Below are 17,863 nucleotides of genomic sequence, written 5' to 3'. Positions count from 1 at the left end.
GGCCAAGGTGCGACGCACTTCCGGAAGTGCGTCGCACCTTGGCCTCCAATCGTCCAACGGGCGCCATTTGACATTCCCTACCACCTCCGCTATCATTATCGGTGTGCCCAAGCAGGTCGGGCGGTCGCGGTTGGATCCGTCCAACCGAGGAAAGTCCGAGCTCCACAGAGCACGGTGCTGGATAGCGTCCAGGCGGGGCGACCCGACGGAAAGTGCCACAGAAAACAACCGCCCTCGCCGCCTCGCGGCGACGGGGGTCAGGGTGAAAAGGTGGTGTAAGAGACCACCAGCAGTCCGGGTGACCGGGCTGGCTAGGCAAACCCCACCGGGAGCAAGACCAAATAGGAGGGCAAGGCGGCTGTGCCGCCGACAGGCTGCTCGCCTGCGCCCTTGGGTAGGTCGCTAGAGGTGTCAGGTAACTGCCACCCCAGATAGATGACCGCCGGCCGCTCGCGCGGCTACAGAACTCGGCTTACAGACCCGCTTGGGCACAAACGCACCTTAACTCGCACGCCAGACAACCTCCGGCCAGGGCAAAGCCGCTGCGCATATGTGAACGATGGGTGAAAATGCAGAGTCTAATTTTAAAACTTCGCGCAGGGGCTTTACATATTCCAAGAAGTGGTGTATAATGGGTCAAAGTGGGGCAAGGTAGAGGGAAAGTGCATCACAGGCCCCTAACTAGGGCCGACCAGGGCGGCATACCATGTTCCTCAACGATGACGCACAGACGATTGACGACAAAGGCCGGCTCACCATGTTTCTCGGTGAGTACCTGCATACTATTGACGACAAGGGTCGCCTTACCATCCCGTCCAAATATCGGGCCTACCTAGAGGACGGAATGGTCGCTACACGCGGGCTAGACCGCTGCATCGTCGTGTACCCGATGGCCGAATGGAGGTCCCTGGTGGACAAGATCATGGGGCTCCCCTCCACTCCCCGCCCAACCCGCGAATACGCGCGCCTGATTTTCTCCGCCGCGGCAGACCTGCGCGCCGACCGTCAGGGGCGCATCCTGATACCTGCTGTCCTTTACAACTACGCCGAGATTGACTCCGAGGCAGTCATCATCGGCATGTCCAACCGATTTGAAATCTGGCAGCCCAAGCGCTGGGCAGAATATCGCAAGACCATGGAGCAGGACGCCGAGTTCATCGCCGACAAACTGGCCGAACACGGCCTCGCCATATAGGCCGGGGGCCGACACGAGGGCCTCGTATGGATGAGCCTGCGCACACCCCCGTACTCCTGGACGAAGTCGTAGAAGCGCTGGCGATTCGGCCATCGGGCTGGTACGTGGATTGCACGGTGGGATTGGGAGGGCACAGCCGTGCCATTCTGGAAGCCTCCCGGCCGGGCGGCAGGCTACTGGGGCTGGACGCCGACGCCCGATCCCTGGAACTGGCGAGGCTGCGGCTGGCGGACTTCGGAGAGCGCGCCATTCTGGTGCACGCCAACTTCCGCGACCTGGAACACGTCGCCAGAGATAACGGGGTGGATGCCGCAAACGGGATCGTGATGGACTTGGGACTCTCATCGTGGCAACTTGCCGACAGCGCCAGGGGCTTCTCGTTTCACGACGATGGCGGCCTAGACATGCGGTTTGACCCGTCGGAAGGCGTGAGCGCTGCCGACCTAGTCAACTCGCTGGGCGAGGACGAACTGGCAGCCCTCATCTGGCGCTACGGCGAGGAACCCAAGGCGCGGCCCATCGCTCGGGCCATCGTGCGGGCACGGCCCATCGCCACCGCCGGCCAACTGGCCGAAGTCATCGCCCGCGCGGCAGGGCGGCGCGGCCGAATCCATCCGGCCACGCGCACCTTTCAAGCGTTGCGGATCGCGGCCAACCGCGAGTTGGAGAGCCTGGAGGCGGCGCTGCCTCAGGCGGTGCGGCTCCTGGCGCCAGGGGGGCGGCTGGCGGTCATCTCCTTTCACTCGCTGGAGGACCGCATCGTCAAAACGTTCTTTAGAAACGAATCCAGGGATTGCATCTGCCCGCCGGGGATACCGCAATGCGTCTGCGGGCATCGCGCAACCCTGCGCACGATTACGAAGAAGCCCATCACGCCCAGCCCGCGCGAGGTGAACGCCAACCCGCGGGCCAGGAGCGCCAAGTTGCGCGTCGCAGAAAGGCTGCCGGACACGAAATGAGCGCTGTTCGCCAGAACACCGAAGGGGAACCGAACATTCAACCCGCCACGCGGGCCGGTGCCTTGTGGCGGGCCATCCGCGAGAAAGGGCTGTTTGTCGCTATCGCGGCCCTCACGGTGTTCTGCTGGGCGGCCATCCCGCTCTACACGACCACCCAGCGCACGCACGCCGAGTACCAGATCGCATCGCTCCAGCAGCAGATTCTGGAACTGCAACGTGAAAAGGCCCAACTCACCAGGGAGTTGGCCGAGCGCCTGCGCCTGGACGTTCTGGAGAAGGCTGCGCGCGAAGAAGGGTTGGGCCCGCCGGTGGCGCTGGATTATCTGACAGTCCCATAGGTCGCTGGTTGGACGCACCCCCTGGCCGCCGAGCAGGTCGCGCGAGCAGGGGGTGGAGTTGCCCTTCAGGGCATCGGCAAGGACCGCGCGGCGGCGCGAACCGCGCGGGCGAAGGTTCTCGGGTTCAGGGGAACGAGGGGAAAGGGGCATATGGATCGCTCGCCAGATGACATCACCCGACAGCGATGGGTCATCCTCATCGTGCTGTTCAGCGCGTGCGCCATCTTCCTCACACTGTCGCTCGTGGTGAGCCAGTTCGTGAAGGTTGGCGCGTCGCCGCAGGACGAAGCCTCACCCGGCAGCATCCGACTGCCGCGCGGCGCTTTGGCCGACCGCAACGGGTTCCTCCTGGCCTTTGATGTCTTTGAATACGACGTGGAAGCAAGTCCTGCCGGGTTGAGTTCGGAGAAACGCGACAAACTCGCCGACGCCCTGGCCCCCCTCCTCAACAAACCGCGGGATGAGATCCGCGCCCTCCTGGAGACGAACAGTGCCTACGTAACGCTCGCCACCCATCAGAGCGGCTCCGTAGAGCCAGAAATCAAAAATATCCGTGAGTCGTTTGGCCCGGTAGTCAAGACCGTGCCCCACCCCGTCCGCTACTATCCGGAGGGATCGCTTGCTGCCCATGTCCTCGGCTTCGTCAACGCGGACCCGGGCGGGTGCTACGGCGTGGAGGAGTACTACCAGCAGGACCTGCACCGCGAGCCTGTCCCCCTGGCCAAGTTGGGGCCGGCCGCCTGGGACGACATCCAGGCCTCCGACACCCTCCTCGTCCTCACCATTGACCGCTACGCGCAGCGCATCGTGGAGGAAGAACTGGACGCCGCAATCAAGCAGACTGGCGCCAAGAGCGGCCAGGCTATCGTAATGCTCGCCAAGAGCGGCGAGATTCTGGCCATGGCCAGCCGGCCCACGTACACCCCGGCGGAGTACTGGAAAGCGCAGGCCAACACGTGGCTGAACCCCAACGTCTCCGAGATCTACGAACCCGGCTCCATCTTCAAGCCCATCACCTATGCCGCTGCCCTGGACACCCAGACCATATCCGCCAGCGAACTCTTCTACGATCCCGGCGTCATTGAAGTCGGCGGCCGCAAAATCTACAACTGGGACAAAGTGGGCCACGGCACGGTGGACATCGTGGAGGCCCTCGGCAACTCCCTGAACGTCGTTGCTGCCACCATCACCCAGCGCATGGGCAAGGAGCGATTCTACACATACGTCCGACGGTTCGGGTTCGGCCAACTCACCGAAATTGACCTGGCCGGCGAAGCGCCCGGCATCGTCAAAACGCCCTACGACAACCCCCTGTACTCCGACTCGGACCTGGGCACCAACTCGTTCGGGCAGGGCATCTCGGTTACGCCCATCCAAATGATCTCGGCGATCTCGTCCATCGCCAACGGCGGCGTCCTCATGTCGCCCCAGGTGGTTCGTCGCAAGATCGTGGGCGGGCGCGTGATAGAACTCCAGCCCCGCGTGATTCGCAGGACGGTCAGCAGCCAAACCGCCGAGACCCTCACCCGAATTCTGGTGCGCGTGGTGGACGAATATCTGGTCAAGGCGAAGGTTCCCGGCTACAGCATCGCCGGCAAGACCGGAACCGCCGAGATTCCCATAGGCGGCGCGTACGACCCAAACGACTACATCGCTTCGTTCGTGGGCTACGGCCCCGCCAGCGATCCGCAACTGGTGATCCTGGTGAAACTGGACCGGCCCCAGACCGTGAGGTCCGGCGAGGGAGCCGCAGCGCCGGTCTTTCAGCGGATCGCGGCGCGCCTGTTCCAGTATCTGGCCATCCCGCCAGACCGTGCAAAATGAGGGATTCTGTATGCTCACCCTAGGCGACATCATCCAGGCCGCAACCGGCATAGAAACGAAAGGCACGCCCGGCAGCGAGCGCCCCGTCCGAGACGTGGTCATTGACTCGCGGCAGGCCGGCCCCGACCGGCTGTTCGTCGGCCTGAAAGGCGAATCCGCCGACGGTTCGGACTTCGCGGACGACGCCATCGCCAAAGGCGCGGTGGCCGTCCTCGTCTCGCGCGCCCCGGCCACGGCGGCCCAGGTCTGGACCCGCGACACCGCGCACGACCGCATCACTCCGCCCGTCGCCATCGTCGTGCCCGACACCCTCTGGACGCTGCAGGAGGTCGCCGCCTACTGGCGCAGGCGCATGCGGGTGCGCGTTGTGGGCGTTACGGGAAGCGTGGGCAAGACTGTTACCAAGGAACTCACCGCGGCGGTCCTTTCTCGGCGCTACGTAACGCTGCGGAACGAGGGCAACCTCAACAACGAAATCGGCCTGCCCCTGACCCTGCTGAAAGTTACGCCCAAGACCGAATACGCCGTCTTGGAGATGGGCATGTACGCCCTGGGCGAAATCGCGCGCCTGGCCGAAATCGCCATGCCCGCCCTCGGCATCGTTACCAACGTGGAGCCTGTCCATCTGGAGCGGCTGGGGTCCATTGAGCGCATCGCGCAGGCCAAGTCGGAACTGGTGCAGGCGCTGCCCGCCGACGGCGTCGCCATCCTCAACGGCGACGACCCGCGCGTGCGGAGCATGGCCGCCCTGACCCGCGCCAGGGTCTTCACCTACGGTCTCACGCCCGACTGCGACCTCTACGCCTCCGACGTAGAAAGCCAGGGCCTGGAAGGCATCCGTTTCCGCCTGCACTACCGCGGCGACACCATCCACGCCCGCGCGGCTCTGCTGGGTACGCACTCGGTCCACACGGCCCTGGCCGCCGCCGCCGTCGCCTTGAACGAGGGCCTCTCGTGGCAGGAGATCATGGCGGGGCTTATGGACGTGTCGGCGCAACTGCGGCTCATCGCCACGCCCGCCATTCGCGGCGCGCTCATCCTGGACGACACCTACAACGCAAGCCCCAAGTCCACCATCGCCGCGCTGAATTTGCTCGCAGAACTGAAGGGACGTAGGATAGCAGTTTTGGGCGACATGCTAGAACTGGGCGCCTTGGAAGAAGAGGGACACCGCAAGGTCGCGCGAAGGGCCATTGAGGTCGTGTCCCGCCTCATCGCCGTTGGCAAGCGTGGGCGCATCATCGGCGAAGAGGCGCTGGCGTGCGGCATGTCGCCGCAGGACGTGGTCATCGTGGACTCCAACGAAGAGGCCATCCGCGTCCTGTCCGATTGGATTCAAGAAGGGGACATTATCCTAGTCAAGGGATCTCGCGGCATGCACATGGAAGACATCGTGAAGGCCCTGAGGGCCGAGAGGTGATACATTGGCCAGTTCACTGACGTTGGGAACCATATCCTTCTTGCTGGCGGTTTTCTGGGGCGGGCCTCTTATCCGAGTGCTCAAGAAGTACCGCATCGGCAAGCAAATCCGCGTGGACGGCCCGTCCAGCCACATGGTCAAGATGGGCACGCCCACCATGGGCGGCTTGATGATGATCATCCCCGTGCTCCTCATCACCGCCGCCCTCAACCTGCCCAACCTGCGGGGGCTGGACCTCATCGGGCGGTCCATTCTCCTGCCCATGGGCGTCATGCTGGCCTACGGCATCCTGGGCGCCATTGACGACCTGGCTGGCGTTCGCGGCACGCGCGGCACCGGCCTTCTGGCACGCTACAAGTTCCTTTGGCAGGTGCTCATCGCCCTGGTCGCGGCGCTGGGCCTCCATTTCGCGCTGGGCCTGCGCAGCGTCGCTATCCCTACCATCCCCTACAAGATAGACATCGGCCTCTGGTACCTGCCCGTCGCCGTCTTCATCATCGTGGGCAGCACCAACGCCGTCAACCTGACCGACGGCCTGGACGGGCTGGCGGGCGGCACGGTCGCCATCGCCTTCACCGCCTACGGAATCATCGCCTACCTCCAGGGGCAGGTTTATCTGGTCAACTTCTGCTTCACGGTTGTGGGGGCCACGCTGGCATTTCTCTGGTACAACGCCCATCCGGCCATGCTCTTCATGGGCGACACCGGATCTCTGGCCCTGGGCGCCACGCTGGGAACCGTCGCCCTGATGACCGGCCAGTGGCTCCTGCTGCCCGTCGTGGGCATCATCTTCGTGGCCGAGGCGCTGTCCGACATCCTGCAGGTGCTGTACTTCAAACTCACCAAGGGGAAGCGCATCTTCAAGATGGCGCCCATCCACCACCACTTTGAACTCAAGGGCTGGTCGGAGGTGCAGGTAACCCTCCGGTTCTGGTTTATCGCCATGTTGGCCGCCATGCTTGGCGTAGCGCTTGCGTTGATCTAGGGCCATGTATTCAGACGAGACGGACTTCCGTAACCGAACAGTAACGGTCATCGGGGCGGCCCGCGAGGGCACGGCTCTGACGCGCTTCCTGTGCGAGCAGGGCGCGCGCGTCATCCTCAGCGACATCCGGACCGAGGAAGCCCTCGCCGCCCATTTGGACACCATCCGCGACCTGCCCGTTGACCTACGCCTGGGCGGCCACCCCGAGTCCATCCTGGACACCGACGTGGTCTTCGTGAGTCCAGGCGTCCCGCTGGAGATTCCCATCCTGCGCGAGGCCGTCCGCAGGGGCATCCCCTTGAGCAGCGAGACGCGGCTCTTCGTCCGCCTGTGCCCCGCCCCCATCATCGGCATCACCGGCAGCAGTGGCAAGACGACCACCACCGCCATGACCGGCGAGATGCTGAAGCAAGCGGGGTTCCGCACCTTCGTCGGCGGCAACATCGGGCGGCCGCTCATCGGCCACCTGCGCGAAATCCAGTCCACCGACAAAGTCGTCATGGAACTGTCCAGTTTCCAACTGGAGATGCTGGGCGCGAGTCCCCACATCGCCGCCATCCTGAACATCACGCCCAACCACCTGGACCGCCACCCCGACATGGCCTCGTACATCGCGGCCAAGCGCGAGATTCTGGCGCACCAAGCGGCGGATGACATCGCCGTTCTGGGCTACGACAACGCCGTAACCCGCGACCTGGCGGGCGCTTGCCACGGGCGCGCTTTCTTCTTCAGCCGCAAGGAGCGCGTGCCCGCCGGCAGTTACCTGGACGGCGACGCGCTGACCATCCGCCTGGACGGCGCGCCGGAGCGCATCTGCGCGCGCGGAGACCTGCGCCTGCGCGGCGAGCACAATCTGGAGAACGCGCTGGCGGCGTCGCTCCTGGCGCGACTGGCGGGCGCTCCGGCCGAAGCCATCGCGCGCGTCTGCGCTACCTTCCCTGGCGTGGAGCATCGGCTGGAGTTTGTCGCCACCGTCCGCGGCGCGCACTTCTACGACGATTCCATCGCCACCACGCCCGAACGCACGGTTGCCGCCCTGCGCTCGTTCACGGAACCCATCATCCTGCTGGCCGGCGGGCGCGACAAGCACCTGCCCTGGGAGGAGATGGCCGACCTCACCGTGCGGCGCGTGCGACACCTGATCCTGTTCGGCGAGGCGGCGGGTCTGATAGAGCGGGCCGTGTCCGAAGCCGTGCAGCGCGCGGAGGGGCCGACCACGCTCCGCGCCGTCCACGTCGTGCGACGGCTGGAGGAGGCCGTGCCGCTGGCCGCCGACCTGTCGCAGCCGGGCGACGTGGTGCTTCTGGCCCCTGGGGGCACGAGTTTTGACGCCTTCCGCGACTTCGCCGAGCGCGGACAGCGGTTCAAAGAATTGGTGCGCGGCCTGCAATCGCAGGCAGCCAACCCCGATCAGGAGTAACACGGCCATGGCTACGCGCATCCGCAAGAACAGAATGGACGTCCCGCTGCTCATCACGACGGCGGCGCTGGTCCTGTTCGGCCTGACGGCGGTATGGGCGACCTCCGTCTCCGATGCCATGCTCTGGAGCGAGGGACAGGAGCCTCTCCAGTTCGTCCTGGGCCAGTTGAAATGGCTTATCATCGGACTTATCGTTGCAGTCGCGGTATACGTGATTGGCTATCGCCGATTGGCACGGCTGGTTCCCGCCCTCGCAATCGCCGTTCTGCTCTTGCTGATCGCCGTCTTTTTCTTTGGCAAATCCGACTACGGTGCCTATCGCCGACTGGAACTGTTTGGCTTTTCCGTGCAGCCCAGCGAGATCGCCAAACCCATCCTCATTCTCTACCTGGCGCGCTGGCTCTCGTCCAAGCGCGACAAACTCAACGACGTAGACGCGGGTCTCATCCCCTTCCTCATCCTGGTGGGCATCTATCTGGCCCTCATCTTGTTGCAGCCCAACCTGTCCAACGCCATAATCCTGGCTCTGGTCTCGGTTACCATGCTCTACCTGGCCGGGGCCGCGACGCGGCAGGTGCTGGCAGTCATCGCGGGCGGCGGCGTCCTGACGTTCGTCGTCGCCATGCTCATCCCCTACCAGCGCGCGCGCATCCTCGGCTTCGTCCGCGGGGGCGAAAGCAGCGCCGCCATCCAGAACCGGTTCCTGGAGACCCTGACCCGATCGGCAGGCATGTTCGGGCACGGGGTGGAGAAACTCCAGCAGCAAGCCGAACTGGTGCGCGGCGCTCACATGGATTTCATTTTCGCCTTCGTAACTTACGGGTTTGGCGTTTTCGTCGCGCTGGTGCTGCTGGCGGCCTTCCTATACTTCGGCTATCGCGCGACGCGAATCGCCCAGCACGCGCAGTCCGAACTCGGCATGCTCGCCGCGGCGGGCATCGGCGTCTGGATTCTCCTGCAGGCGCTCATCCACATCGGCGTGAACGTGGGCGTGCTGCCCATCACCGGCCTCACGCTGCCCTTCATCAGTTACGGAGGCACGTCTCTGTTGGCGTGCCTTATGGGTACAGGGATTCTGCTCAGCATCTCCGGCGACACACAGCGCAAGGAGACAAAATCCAGTGCGGCTTATGCTTACGGGGGGAGGTACCGGCGGCCACGTGTATCCAGCACTCGCCGTCGCCCAGGCGCTACGCGCCAGCGGGCACGGTGATGAGGTCTGGTACATGGGCCGCGGCAACAGCATAGAGCAGACGCTGGCCGAACGGGCCGGATTGCCGTTCGTGGCCGTTCCGGCTGCGCCGGTGCGTGGGGCCGGCCCCGTGCGGCTCGTGGTGAACGTGGCGAACCTCGTCCGTGGCACCTATCGGGCTGCGGGCGCGCTCCGCCGCTTGCGCCCCGACGCCATCTTCGCCACGGGGGGATACGTCTCGGTGCCGGTTGTGGTGGCAGGTTGGCTGCTGCGCATCCCCAGCCTTATCTACCTGCCGGACATGGAGCCGGGGCTGGCGGTCAGGGTCCTGGCGCGCATTGCCACGCGCGTGGCCGTAACGGCGCAAGAGGCCGCCCGCCACTTCCGCGCCGCCAAGGTCATCGTTACCGGCTACCCGGTGCGGGAAGAGTTTCTGGCGCTGGATCGGGCATCGGCACGGCGGGCGCTGTCGCTTTCCGACGACAAGATCGTGCTCGTCTTCGGCGGGAGCCGTGGCGCGAGCGCGCTCAACAAGGCCGTGGAGGTCGCGCTGGAGGAGATTCTGGAGTTGGCGCAACTGGTGCACGTTTGCGGCGAGGGCGACTACCCTGCCCTGTCGGCCAGGCGCGCGTCGCTGCCTGCCGACAAACAGGCGCGCTATCACCTGTTCGCCTACCTGCACGACCTGCCCGCGGCAGTGGTGGCCGCCGACCTGGTGGTCTCGCGTGCGGGCGCGTCGGTGCTGGGCGAATTCCCCGCCGCGGGCGTGCCGTCCATCCTGGTCCCCTACCCGTATGCGGGGCGGCACCAGATGGTCAACGCGCGCTACCTAGCCGAGCACGGCGCGGCCCTCGTGATGGAGAATGACCGTGTGGGCGAGGACCTGCTGCCCGCCGTCCGCAGCCTATTGGCGGAGGACGCCCGCCGCGAAGCCATGCGCGAGAACGCCCGTCGCCTGGCCCAGCCCGACGCGGCACGTGCGCTTGCGCGGGCTTTGCGGGCGCTGCCTACCGCCAAGGGGGGGTAGCATGCGCGTAAACGTGGATCAGGCGCTCTTGCTCAACATCCTGATCGCGGTGTGCGCGGTGCTCGGCCTTCGCCGGGGCATCGCCAGGGAGATAGTGGTGCTCGTCGGCGTCATCCTCGGGTCGGTGGTGGCGCCCACGGGTGCGCGCTACGTGCCCACCGTCGTCGCGCTCGGGCAGAAGGCGTTCGGCCTGACGAAGGGGGGCGCTGCGCCATCCGCAGCGGCGTTGCCGCCGGGGAAGACGAGCGACCTGATCGTATTCGGCCTGATATTCCTGGCCAGCATCGTCATCAGCAGGGTGCTGGTGAAGCCGCCCAAGGGAATCGCCAGCCGACTCCTCGGCACAATTGTGGGGGGAGTGAACGGCTACCTGATCGGCAGGTTCGTCTTTCCGCGGATTTTCGTGGAGCCGGAGACGGTGTTCGTGGTCTCGGGGTTGAAGGCACAATCGCACTTCAGCCCAGGCAACACGGCAGCCGCCGTCATCGTGTTCATCATCGTTCTCATCGGCCTGGGCATCAGGCAGTCATCGCCGCCGAAGAAGAAGCAAGCCTGACGGTCTCAACGACCCGTAGAGAGGGAGAAATGTCGTGGGGCCTATTGAGGTTCTGTGGGGTTCGCTAATCGTGATGTTCGGCCTCATCGGCCTGGTGCGCGGCTTCCTGCGGGAGGTCGGCGTTACCACCGTGCTGGCCTTCCTGCTGTTCCTGCTGACGTTCTTCGCCAAGCAGATCACGCAGGCGCTGGATATGCTGGTCGTATTGGTGCGGATTTCGCCGCCGGACAGCGTGCAGGCCAACCTGGTGCGGTACGGCGTGTACTCGGCGGTCATCATCCTGGTTACGTTCATCTCGTACCAGGGCGAAACCCTTACCTTTGAGGGCCGCCCGGTGCCAGGCCCGTTCGGCATCGCCCTCAATCTCATCGTCGGCCTGTGGAACGGCTACCTGGTCATCGGCAGTCTGTGGTACTACATGCACAAACTGGACTACCCTATCTCGCTGTTTGGCCTCTTCCAGCAGCCCCTGTCGCCGGTAGCGACGGTGCTGGTAACGCTGCTCCCCGAGGCCCTGATCCCGCCCTACGGGTTTCTTGCGCTGGCAGCATTTCTCATCTTCATGCGGGTGATCAGGTAGTGAATGCGAACAAACAGCCTGATGCCGAACGGAACAACGGCACGGTGAATCTCGCAGCGGTGCGCCGCGTGCACCTGGTGGGCATCGGCGGGGCGGGCCTGAGCGCCATCGCCGCCGTCCTGCTGGCGCGCGGGCTAGAGGTGTCCGGCTCGGACATCCAGGCCAACGCCCAGACGGAGGCCCTGGTCCGGCGCGGCGCGCGCATCTACCTCGGCCACGCGCCCGACCACGTCCGCGGGGCCGATCTAGTCATCGTCTCCTCGGCCATCGCGCCCTCCAACGCCGAATGGCAAGAGGCCGCCCGACAGGGAATCCCCGTCGTCAAGCGCGGGCCTGTGCTGGCCGCGCTCCTCGCCGGCAAAGTCGGCGTCGCCGTGGCGGGCAGCCACGGCAAAACCACCACTGCCGGACTTATCGCGTTCATCCTGACCGAGGCCGGCCTTGACCCCTCATTCATCATCGGTGGCGTCGTGGAGAACTTCGGCGACAACGCCCGCGTGGGCCGCGGCCCGCACTTCGTGCTGGAAGCCGACGAGTACGACCGCACCTTCCTGGCGTTGCGGCCCCACCTGTCCGTCATCACCAACGTGGAGATGGATCATCCCGACTGCTTCCGCGATGAGGACGACCTGCGCCAGGCATTCCTGGAATTCGCGGCCCGCACCGTCCCCGACGGCCTCATCCTCGCGTGGGCCCACGACCCGGCCGTCGCCAGCCTGGCCCAGGAAGCCGCGTCCATCGCCGGCTGCGCCGTCCAGACCTTCGGCCTTGACCCCGACGCCACGTGGAGCGCCCGCGACCTGACCCCGCACGCCGACGGCGGCACGGAATTCACCGTCGTGCGCGAGGGTCGCCCGGATATTCGCGCCCGCGTGGCTTTACCCGGCCGCCACAACGTGGGCAACAGCGTCGCGGCGCTGGCCGCGGCCGCGTGGCTGGGCGTGCCCCTGGCCTCCGCCGCCGAGTCCCTGGCCCGTTTCCGCGGCACCCGCCGACGCATGCAGGAGCGCGGCTCGGTGCAGGGCATCGTGGTGCTGGACGACTACGCCCATCACCCGACCCAGATTGCAGCCACCCTTCGGGCGGTGCGGGAGAAATACGGCCCGCGCCCGCTCTGGGCGGTGTTCCAGCCCCACACCTACAGCCGCCTCAAGACATTGTGGCGGGACTTTGCCGGTTGCTTCGGCGAGGCCGACCACGTCGTCGTCCTGCCGGTCTATCCGGCCCGCGAGCCGCACGACCCGACGGTGCGCCCCGACCTGCTGGCCAAACAGATGCCCCACCCCGACGCGCGCTACGTGGGCAGCCTGGACGAAGCGGCCGCGCTGCTGGCGGAACAAGCGGAGCCTGACGCCCTCATCATCACCCTGGGTGCAGGCGACGAGTGGATTGTAGGCGACCGCACCCTCGCTCACCTGCGCCGCAAACTGGCCCGAACCTTGCAAGCGGAGAAGTAGAGAATGCCTTCAGGAGCACCAGGAGGAAAAAGGAAAATCCGAGTTGGCGTCATACTCGGCGGGCGCTCCGGCGAGCACGAGGTCTCGCTGGTATCCGCCCAGTCGGTCATGGCCGCCATGGACAAGGAGAGATACGAGATCATCCCGATAGGCATCACAAAAGAGGGACGCTGGATCGCGGGCGGGGATCCCGTCGCGGCGCTGAAAGGCTTGCCGGCGGGAGACGCGCACCATACGGCGCTGCTCGGCGACCCCACCCAGCGCGGCCTGGTCTCGCGCGAGGCCATGCAGGCCGTGGAGCGCGCGGCTCCCATTGAACTGGACGTCATCTTCCCGGTGCTCCATGGCCCCTATGGCGAAGACGGCACGGTCCAGGGCCTGCTGGAACTGGCCGACATTCCCTACGTCGGGGCTGGCGTGCTAGGGTCGGCCCTGGGCATGGACAAGGCCGTGATGAAGGATGTCTTCAAGGCCCACGGCCTGCCCATCGTGCGGTACCGCGTGTACAAGCGGCGAGAACTGGAGAGGAGCCAGAAACGGATAGAAGACCAGATTGAGCAGGAACTCGGCTATCCCTGCTTCGTGAAGCCGGCCAACCTGGGGTCCAGCGTGGGCGTCTCCAAGGTGCACAACCGCGCCGAGTTGGCCCCTGCCCTGCACCTTGCCGTGTCCTACGACCGCAAAATCGTGGTGGAGGAAGGCATCAACGCCAGGGAAATTGAGTGCAGCGTTCTCGGAAACGACGAGCCGGAAGCCTCGGTGCTGGGGGAAATTATCCCCTGCAACGAGTTCTACGACTACAACGCCAAGTACATAGACGACCGCTCGGAACTGGTGATTCCCGCGCCGCTGCCCGAATCGCTGGCCCAGCGCATTCGCCAACTGGCCATCCGAGCGTTTCTGGCAGTGGACTGCGCGGGCATGGCCCGAGTGGACTTCCTGCTGGATCGCGAAACGCTGGATGTTTATGTCAACGAGGTCAACACCATCCCTGGCTTCACGGCCATCAGCATGTACCCGAAACTGTGGGAGGCCAGCGGTCTGCCCTACTCGGCGCTGCTTGACCGCCTGATAGAACTGGCTCTGGAGCGACACGAAGAGAAACGCAAGACCCGAACCTCGTACACCCCGAAGGCGAAGGAATGATGGCCATGGCTTGGACGGAACGACGGCGTAGGGTAACGAAACGCAGAGGGCACACCTTTGCCCAGGCGCACGCTGTGCCGCGGATGGGCGTGCGCATAGCTGCGCGCCGTCAGCCCGCGTCGGCGCCCGCGAGGATGGCGGGCCTGGCGCTGGTGCTTGTCGCCGCCATCGCCGCGCTCGTCTTCTCCGAGTCGCTCGCCTTCTTCGTGTACAGCGACGAGACGCGCTACGTGGGCCTGCACCTGCTCACCCCCGAAGCCGTGTGGCAGGCGGCGGGAATCCCCGATGGGTACAGCGTCTTCTTTGTAAACACGGGCCGAGCGGCCAAGGCCCTGAAGGCACTCCCTGAGGTCAAGGACGCCAGGGTAACCCTGCGCATCCCCAACCGCCTGACCATCACCATCACGGAAAGGACGGTACGGGCGGCGTGGGTGCAGGCGGGCACAACGTGGTGGGTGGACGAGACGGGCCACGTGCTCACCCAGGCGCAGGGCGACCTCCCTGCCGACACATTGCGCATCAACAGCATGGTGTCGGCCCCGTTGCAGCAGGGCCAAGACGTGAGTGCGGCGGCCATTCGGGCGGCCCTGCGCTACCATGAACTCATGCCGCAGGCCGTCAGGTTCCAGTATGCCGAGGATAAGGGCATCTCGCTCATCATGCCCGACGGCTGGCCCGTGCATCTGGGCGACGATAGCCAGGCCGAACTCAAAATCGCGCGGTTGAACGCGCTTGTGGAACATTTCGCGCAGCGGGGCATCCGCCCTGTGTACCTGGACTTGCGCGCGCCCGACGCGCCCGCGTACAGGCGCTAGGTGCGGGAGGAGACGAGGCTATGTGGTTACCGCTCATCGGTCTCCTGATTGGACTCATCATCGGATCGGTGGTATCCATTTCTATACCGGCAGAGTATGCCCGCTACACCGCGGTGGCGATTCTGGCCGCGCTGGATTCGGTTCTGGGCGCCGTCAAGGCCAACCTGTCCGGCGACTATGACAATGCCATCTTCATCACGGGATTCTTTGGCAACACGCTCCTGGCTGCCGTTCTGACGTTCCTGGGCGATCGGCTAGGGGTGGAACTCTACTACGCGGCCATTTTCGCCTTTGGCGTCAGGCTTTTCAACAACCTGGCCTTGATCAGGCGACATCTGCTGGCGCGGTTCAGGCGGAGCCCGCGCCGCGCGACGTGATGCTCGCCGCCGCGATGAGCGACAGGAGGGACCAGGTGGATCAACTCGTGGCAGGGATAGACATCGGAACGACAAAAGTGTGCACCCTGATCGCCGAGGCTTCAGGCGAAGGCTCCATGCTTCGCGTCATCGGCGTGGGCGAGCAGGCAGCCCGCGGGATGCGCAAAGGCGTTGTCGTCAACGTCGCCGAGGCCGCCGAGGCCATCGCCGTCTCGGTGGAGCAGGCCGTGCGCGTGTCGGGCGTCCCCGTGGATGCCGCCTACGTCAGCGTGGGGGGCACCCACATCACCTCGCTCAACAGCCGCGGGGTCGCCGCTATCACGCGCCCCGAACGCGGCGTTACCCAGGAGGACATTGACCGCGCCCTGCAAGGCGCAAGGGCCATCGCCATCCCCCACAACCAGGAGGTCATCCACGCCCTGCCGCGCGGCTACTCCATTGACGGCCACGACGGCATCACCGACCCCCTGGGGATGCACGGGCACCGCCTGGAGGTGGAAGCGCACGTCATCACCGCGTCCGAGGCGGCCATCCAGAATCTGCGCGACTGCGTCCTTGCCGCCAAGGTAGAGCCGCTGGGGCCGGTGCCTGAACCCATCGCCGCCGCCCAGGCCGTCCTGCGCCAGAGCGAACGGGAGGCCGGCGTCATCCTTGTGGACATCGGCGGCGGCACCACCAAGATCGCCGTCTTCGCCGACGGGTGCGCGCTGCACACTTCCATCATCGCTGTCGGCGGCGTGAACATCACCAACGACATCTGCTACGGCCTCAAGGCCCCCTTTGAGGTCGCCGAGCGCATCAAGATCGCCCACGGGCATGCGATCCCCGACAAGGTGCGCCCCGACGAAACCGTGGACGTAACCTCGTTCGGAGACGAAATGCCCCAGATCGCGTCGCGCCGCTTCCTCGCCGAGATCATCCAGGCCCGCGTGGAGGAAATCTTCGCCCTGGTGCTCAAGGAGATCAAGCACTCCGGCTACGACATCCTCCTGTCGGCGGGGGCCGTCCTGTGCGGGGGGACGGCGCAACTGCCGGGCATCAAGGAAGTGGCGCGCGAAGTGTTGCAAATGCCCGTCCGCATCGGCATACCCACCGACCTGGAAGGGCTGACCGACACCATCGCCAACCCGGCCCACGCCACAAGCGTCGGCCTGCTGCGGTGGGGCCTGGGCGACGTGTCCGCGCCGCCCCCCGAAGAGAGCGACTGGTCCAGCAGGATCAAGCGCTGGTTCACGAACATTCTGCCGAGTTAGGCACAACGTCGTAGAGAGGGAAGAACCATCATTCGCGAAAGGAGTAGAACGCTATGGTAGACCTGGTAGAGCCCGAGAATTTCGCCAGAATCAAAGTCATCGGGGTGGGCGGTGCCGGCTGCAATGCCGTCAACCGCATGATTGAGGCCGGGCTGAGCGGCGTGGAGTTCATCGCCGTCAACACCGACGTCCAGGCGCTCATGCTCTCCAAAGCCCCCAAGCGCATCTCCATCGGCGAGAAACTGACCCGCGGGTTGGGCGCCGGCGGCGACCCCACCATCGGCCAGAAGGCCGCCGAGGAAAGCAGTGATGACCTCTACGAGGCCATCAACGGTTCCGACATGGTCTTCGTCACCGCGGGCATGGGAGGCGGCACCGGCACGGGCGCCGCGCCCATCATCAGCCAAATCGCCAAGGAGACCGGCGCGCTCACCATCGGCGTGGTAACCAAGCCCTTCGGGTTTGAGGGCCAGCGCAAGCGCCGAACCGCCGAGGAGGGTCTGGAACGCCTCCGCGAGCACGTCAACACGCTCATCGTCATCCCCAACGACCGGCTCCTGGAGATCGTGGACAAGAAGGCGCCCGTTACCGAGGCCTTCCGCGTCGCCGATGACGCCCTGCGCCAGGGCATCCAGGGCATCTCGGAAGTCGTAACGGTGCCCGGGATGATCAACGTGGACTTCGCCGACGTCCGCGCCGTCATGCAGGAAGGCGGCTCGGCGCTCATGGCCGTCGGGCGGGGCAAGGGCGAGAATCGCGCCGTGGACGCCGCCAAAGCCGCCATCGCCAGCCCGCTGCTGGATGTTACCATTGAAGGCGCGCGCGGCGTGCTGTTCAACATCACCGCGGGCCGCGACCTCACCCTCAGCGAAGTGGACGCCGCCGCCAACATCATCAAGGCCACCGCCGATCCCGAAGCCAACATCATCTTCGGCGCCGTCATCAACGAGAGCATGAGCGACGAGGTGCAGATCACCGTCATCGCCACGGGGTTTGACGCCAAGGGCAAGATCCTGCAAAAGCCCGCCGCCATCCCCCAGGCCCGCGCTGCCGCGGCCACCGGCACCGACGGCAAGATCCGCGAATTCCCGGTGCGCATCATCAACACGGAGGACATTGAAGTCCCCGCGTTCATTCGCAACGCCGTAAACAAAGGGCCCAAACAGAACTGAGACTTGCGGCGCGCCCTGGCGCTACGCCACAACCATTCGGCCGGAGCGCGCCGCAGAGCGCCTGGCCCGGCGGCCCGCGCGTTTCGCGTGGCTCTCCATTCGTCATAGCCTGCCTCGCGTCTCCCGAGAGGAGCCCGCCCGTTACCC

At 65.6% G+C, this 17,863-nt stretch carries 17 protein-coding genes and 1 other RNA gene; all 18 read left to right on the top strand.

Annotated elements, in window-relative coordinates; all coding sequences use genetic code 11:
- The first annotated feature begins 108 nt into the window (after positions 1 to 108).
- The 18 genes from rnpB to ftsZ all read left to right on the top strand — a co-directional run bounded on the left by rnpB (position 109) and on the right by ftsZ (position 17,716).
- Positions 109 to 491, top strand: an RNA gene (rnpB, locus tag H5T65_00875) — RNase P RNA component class A.
- 266 nt (positions 492 to 757) lie between these two features.
- Positions 758 to 1,195 carry a division/cell wall cluster transcriptional repressor MraZ gene (mraZ, locus tag H5T65_00870; GenBank protein MBC7257779.1) on the top strand — a complete coding sequence of 146 codons (438 nt, stop codon included), beginning with the start codon at positions 758 to 760 and terminating at the stop codon, positions 1,193 to 1,195.
- 26 nt (positions 1,196 to 1,221) lie between these two features.
- A complete protein-coding gene (rsmH, locus tag H5T65_00865) occupies positions 1,222 to 2,154 on the top strand; it encodes a 16S rRNA (cytosine(1402)-N(4))-methyltransferase RsmH (protein MBC7257778.1) in 933 nt (310 codons plus the stop codon).
- Positions 2,151 to 2,492, top strand: a complete 342-nt coding sequence (locus H5T65_00860; protein MBC7257777.1) for a hypothetical protein — start codon at positions 2,151 to 2,153, stop codon at positions 2,490 to 2,492. Before rsmH ends, H5T65_00860 begins: the two co-directional genes overlap by 4 nt.
- A gap of 150 nt (positions 2,493 to 2,642) precedes the next feature.
- Positions 2,643 to 4,316: a penicillin-binding protein 2 gene (locus H5T65_00855; protein MBC7257776.1), complete on the top strand. Its 1,674-nt coding sequence runs from the start codon at positions 2,643 to 2,645 to the stop codon at positions 4,314 to 4,316.
- A gap of 10 nt (positions 4,317 to 4,326) precedes the next feature.
- Positions 4,327 to 5,736 (top strand): UDP-N-acetylmuramoyl-tripeptide--D-alanyl-D-alanine ligase, encoded by a 1,410-nt coding sequence (locus tag H5T65_00850; GenBank protein ID MBC7257775.1) that lies wholly within the window; start codon positions 4,327 to 4,329, stop codon positions 5,734 to 5,736.
- Positions 5,737 to 5,740: 4 nt separating this feature from the next.
- On the top strand, positions 5,741 to 6,721 hold the full coding sequence (locus H5T65_00845) for a phospho-N-acetylmuramoyl-pentapeptide-transferase (GenBank protein MBC7257774.1): 981 nt from the start codon (positions 5,741 to 5,743) through the stop codon (positions 6,719 to 6,721).
- Positions 6,722 to 6,725: 4 nt separating this feature from the next.
- Positions 6,726 to 8,141: a UDP-N-acetylmuramoyl-L-alanine--D-glutamate ligase gene (murD, locus tag H5T65_00840; GenBank protein MBC7257773.1), complete on the top strand. Its 1,416-nt coding sequence runs from the start codon at positions 6,726 to 6,728 to the stop codon at positions 8,139 to 8,141.
- Positions 8,142 to 8,148: 7 nt separating this feature from the next.
- Positions 8,149 to 9,354: an FtsW/RodA/SpoVE family cell cycle protein gene (locus H5T65_00835; GenBank protein MBC7257772.1), complete on the top strand. Its 1,206-nt coding sequence runs from the start codon at positions 8,149 to 8,151 to the stop codon at positions 9,352 to 9,354.
- Complete coding sequence (gene murG, locus H5T65_00830; protein ID MBC7257771.1) at positions 9,272 to 10,360, top strand: undecaprenyldiphospho-muramoylpentapeptide beta-N-acetylglucosaminyltransferase; 1,089 nt, start codon at positions 9,272 to 9,274, stop codon at positions 10,358 to 10,360. The genes H5T65_00835 and murG overlap by 83 nt, the downstream gene beginning before the upstream one ends.
- A 1-nt stretch (position 10,361) precedes the next feature.
- Positions 10,362 to 10,916, top strand: coding sequence for a CvpA family protein (locus H5T65_00825; protein MBC7257770.1), 555 nt, complete (start codon positions 10,362 to 10,364; stop codon positions 10,914 to 10,916).
- A 34-nt stretch (positions 10,917 to 10,950) separates the two neighbouring features.
- On the top strand, positions 10,951 to 11,496 hold the full coding sequence (locus tag H5T65_00820) for a hypothetical protein (GenBank protein ID MBC7257769.1): 546 nt from the start codon (positions 10,951 to 10,953) through the stop codon (positions 11,494 to 11,496).
- On the top strand, positions 11,496 to 12,953 hold the full coding sequence (gene murC / locus H5T65_00815) for a UDP-N-acetylmuramate--L-alanine ligase (GenBank protein ID MBC7257768.1): 1,458 nt from the start codon (positions 11,496 to 11,498) through the stop codon (positions 12,951 to 12,953). The genes H5T65_00820 and murC overlap by 1 nt, the downstream gene beginning before the upstream one ends.
- Before the next feature lie 3 nt (positions 12,954 to 12,956).
- The gene (locus H5T65_00810) at positions 12,957 to 14,099 is read left to right on the top strand and encodes a D-alanine--D-alanine ligase (protein MBC7257767.1); all 1,143 of its coding nucleotides are present in this window, start codon (positions 12,957 to 12,959) and stop codon (positions 14,097 to 14,099) included.
- An 83-nt stretch (positions 14,100 to 14,182) separates the two neighbouring features.
- Positions 14,183 to 14,914, top strand: coding sequence for an FtsQ-type POTRA domain-containing protein (locus H5T65_00805; GenBank protein MBC7257766.1), 732 nt, complete (start codon positions 14,183 to 14,185; stop codon positions 14,912 to 14,914).
- Positions 14,915 to 14,934: 20 nt separating this feature from the next.
- Entirely contained in the window at positions 14,935 to 15,291 is a 357-nt protein-coding gene (locus H5T65_00800) for a small basic family protein (protein ID MBC7257765.1), read from the top strand.
- A gap of 14 nt (positions 15,292 to 15,305) precedes the next feature.
- On the top strand, positions 15,306 to 16,544 hold the full coding sequence (gene ftsA / locus H5T65_00795) for a cell division protein FtsA (GenBank protein MBC7257764.1): 1,239 nt from the start codon (positions 15,306 to 15,308) through the stop codon (positions 16,542 to 16,544).
- A 53-nt stretch (positions 16,545 to 16,597) separates the two neighbouring features.
- Entirely contained in the window at positions 16,598 to 17,716 is a 1,119-nt protein-coding gene (ftsZ, locus tag H5T65_00790; GenBank protein MBC7257763.1) for a cell division protein FtsZ, read from the top strand.
- Positions 17,717 to 17,863: the final 147 nt, after the last annotated feature.

The organism is Chloroflexota bacterium (assembly GCA_014360805.1).
Classification (GTDB): Bacteria; Chloroflexota; Anaerolineae; order DTLA01; family DTLA01; genus DTLA01.
Note: the sequence above shows the minus strand (reverse complement) of the source record. Positions and strands in the feature narration are given on the sequence as shown.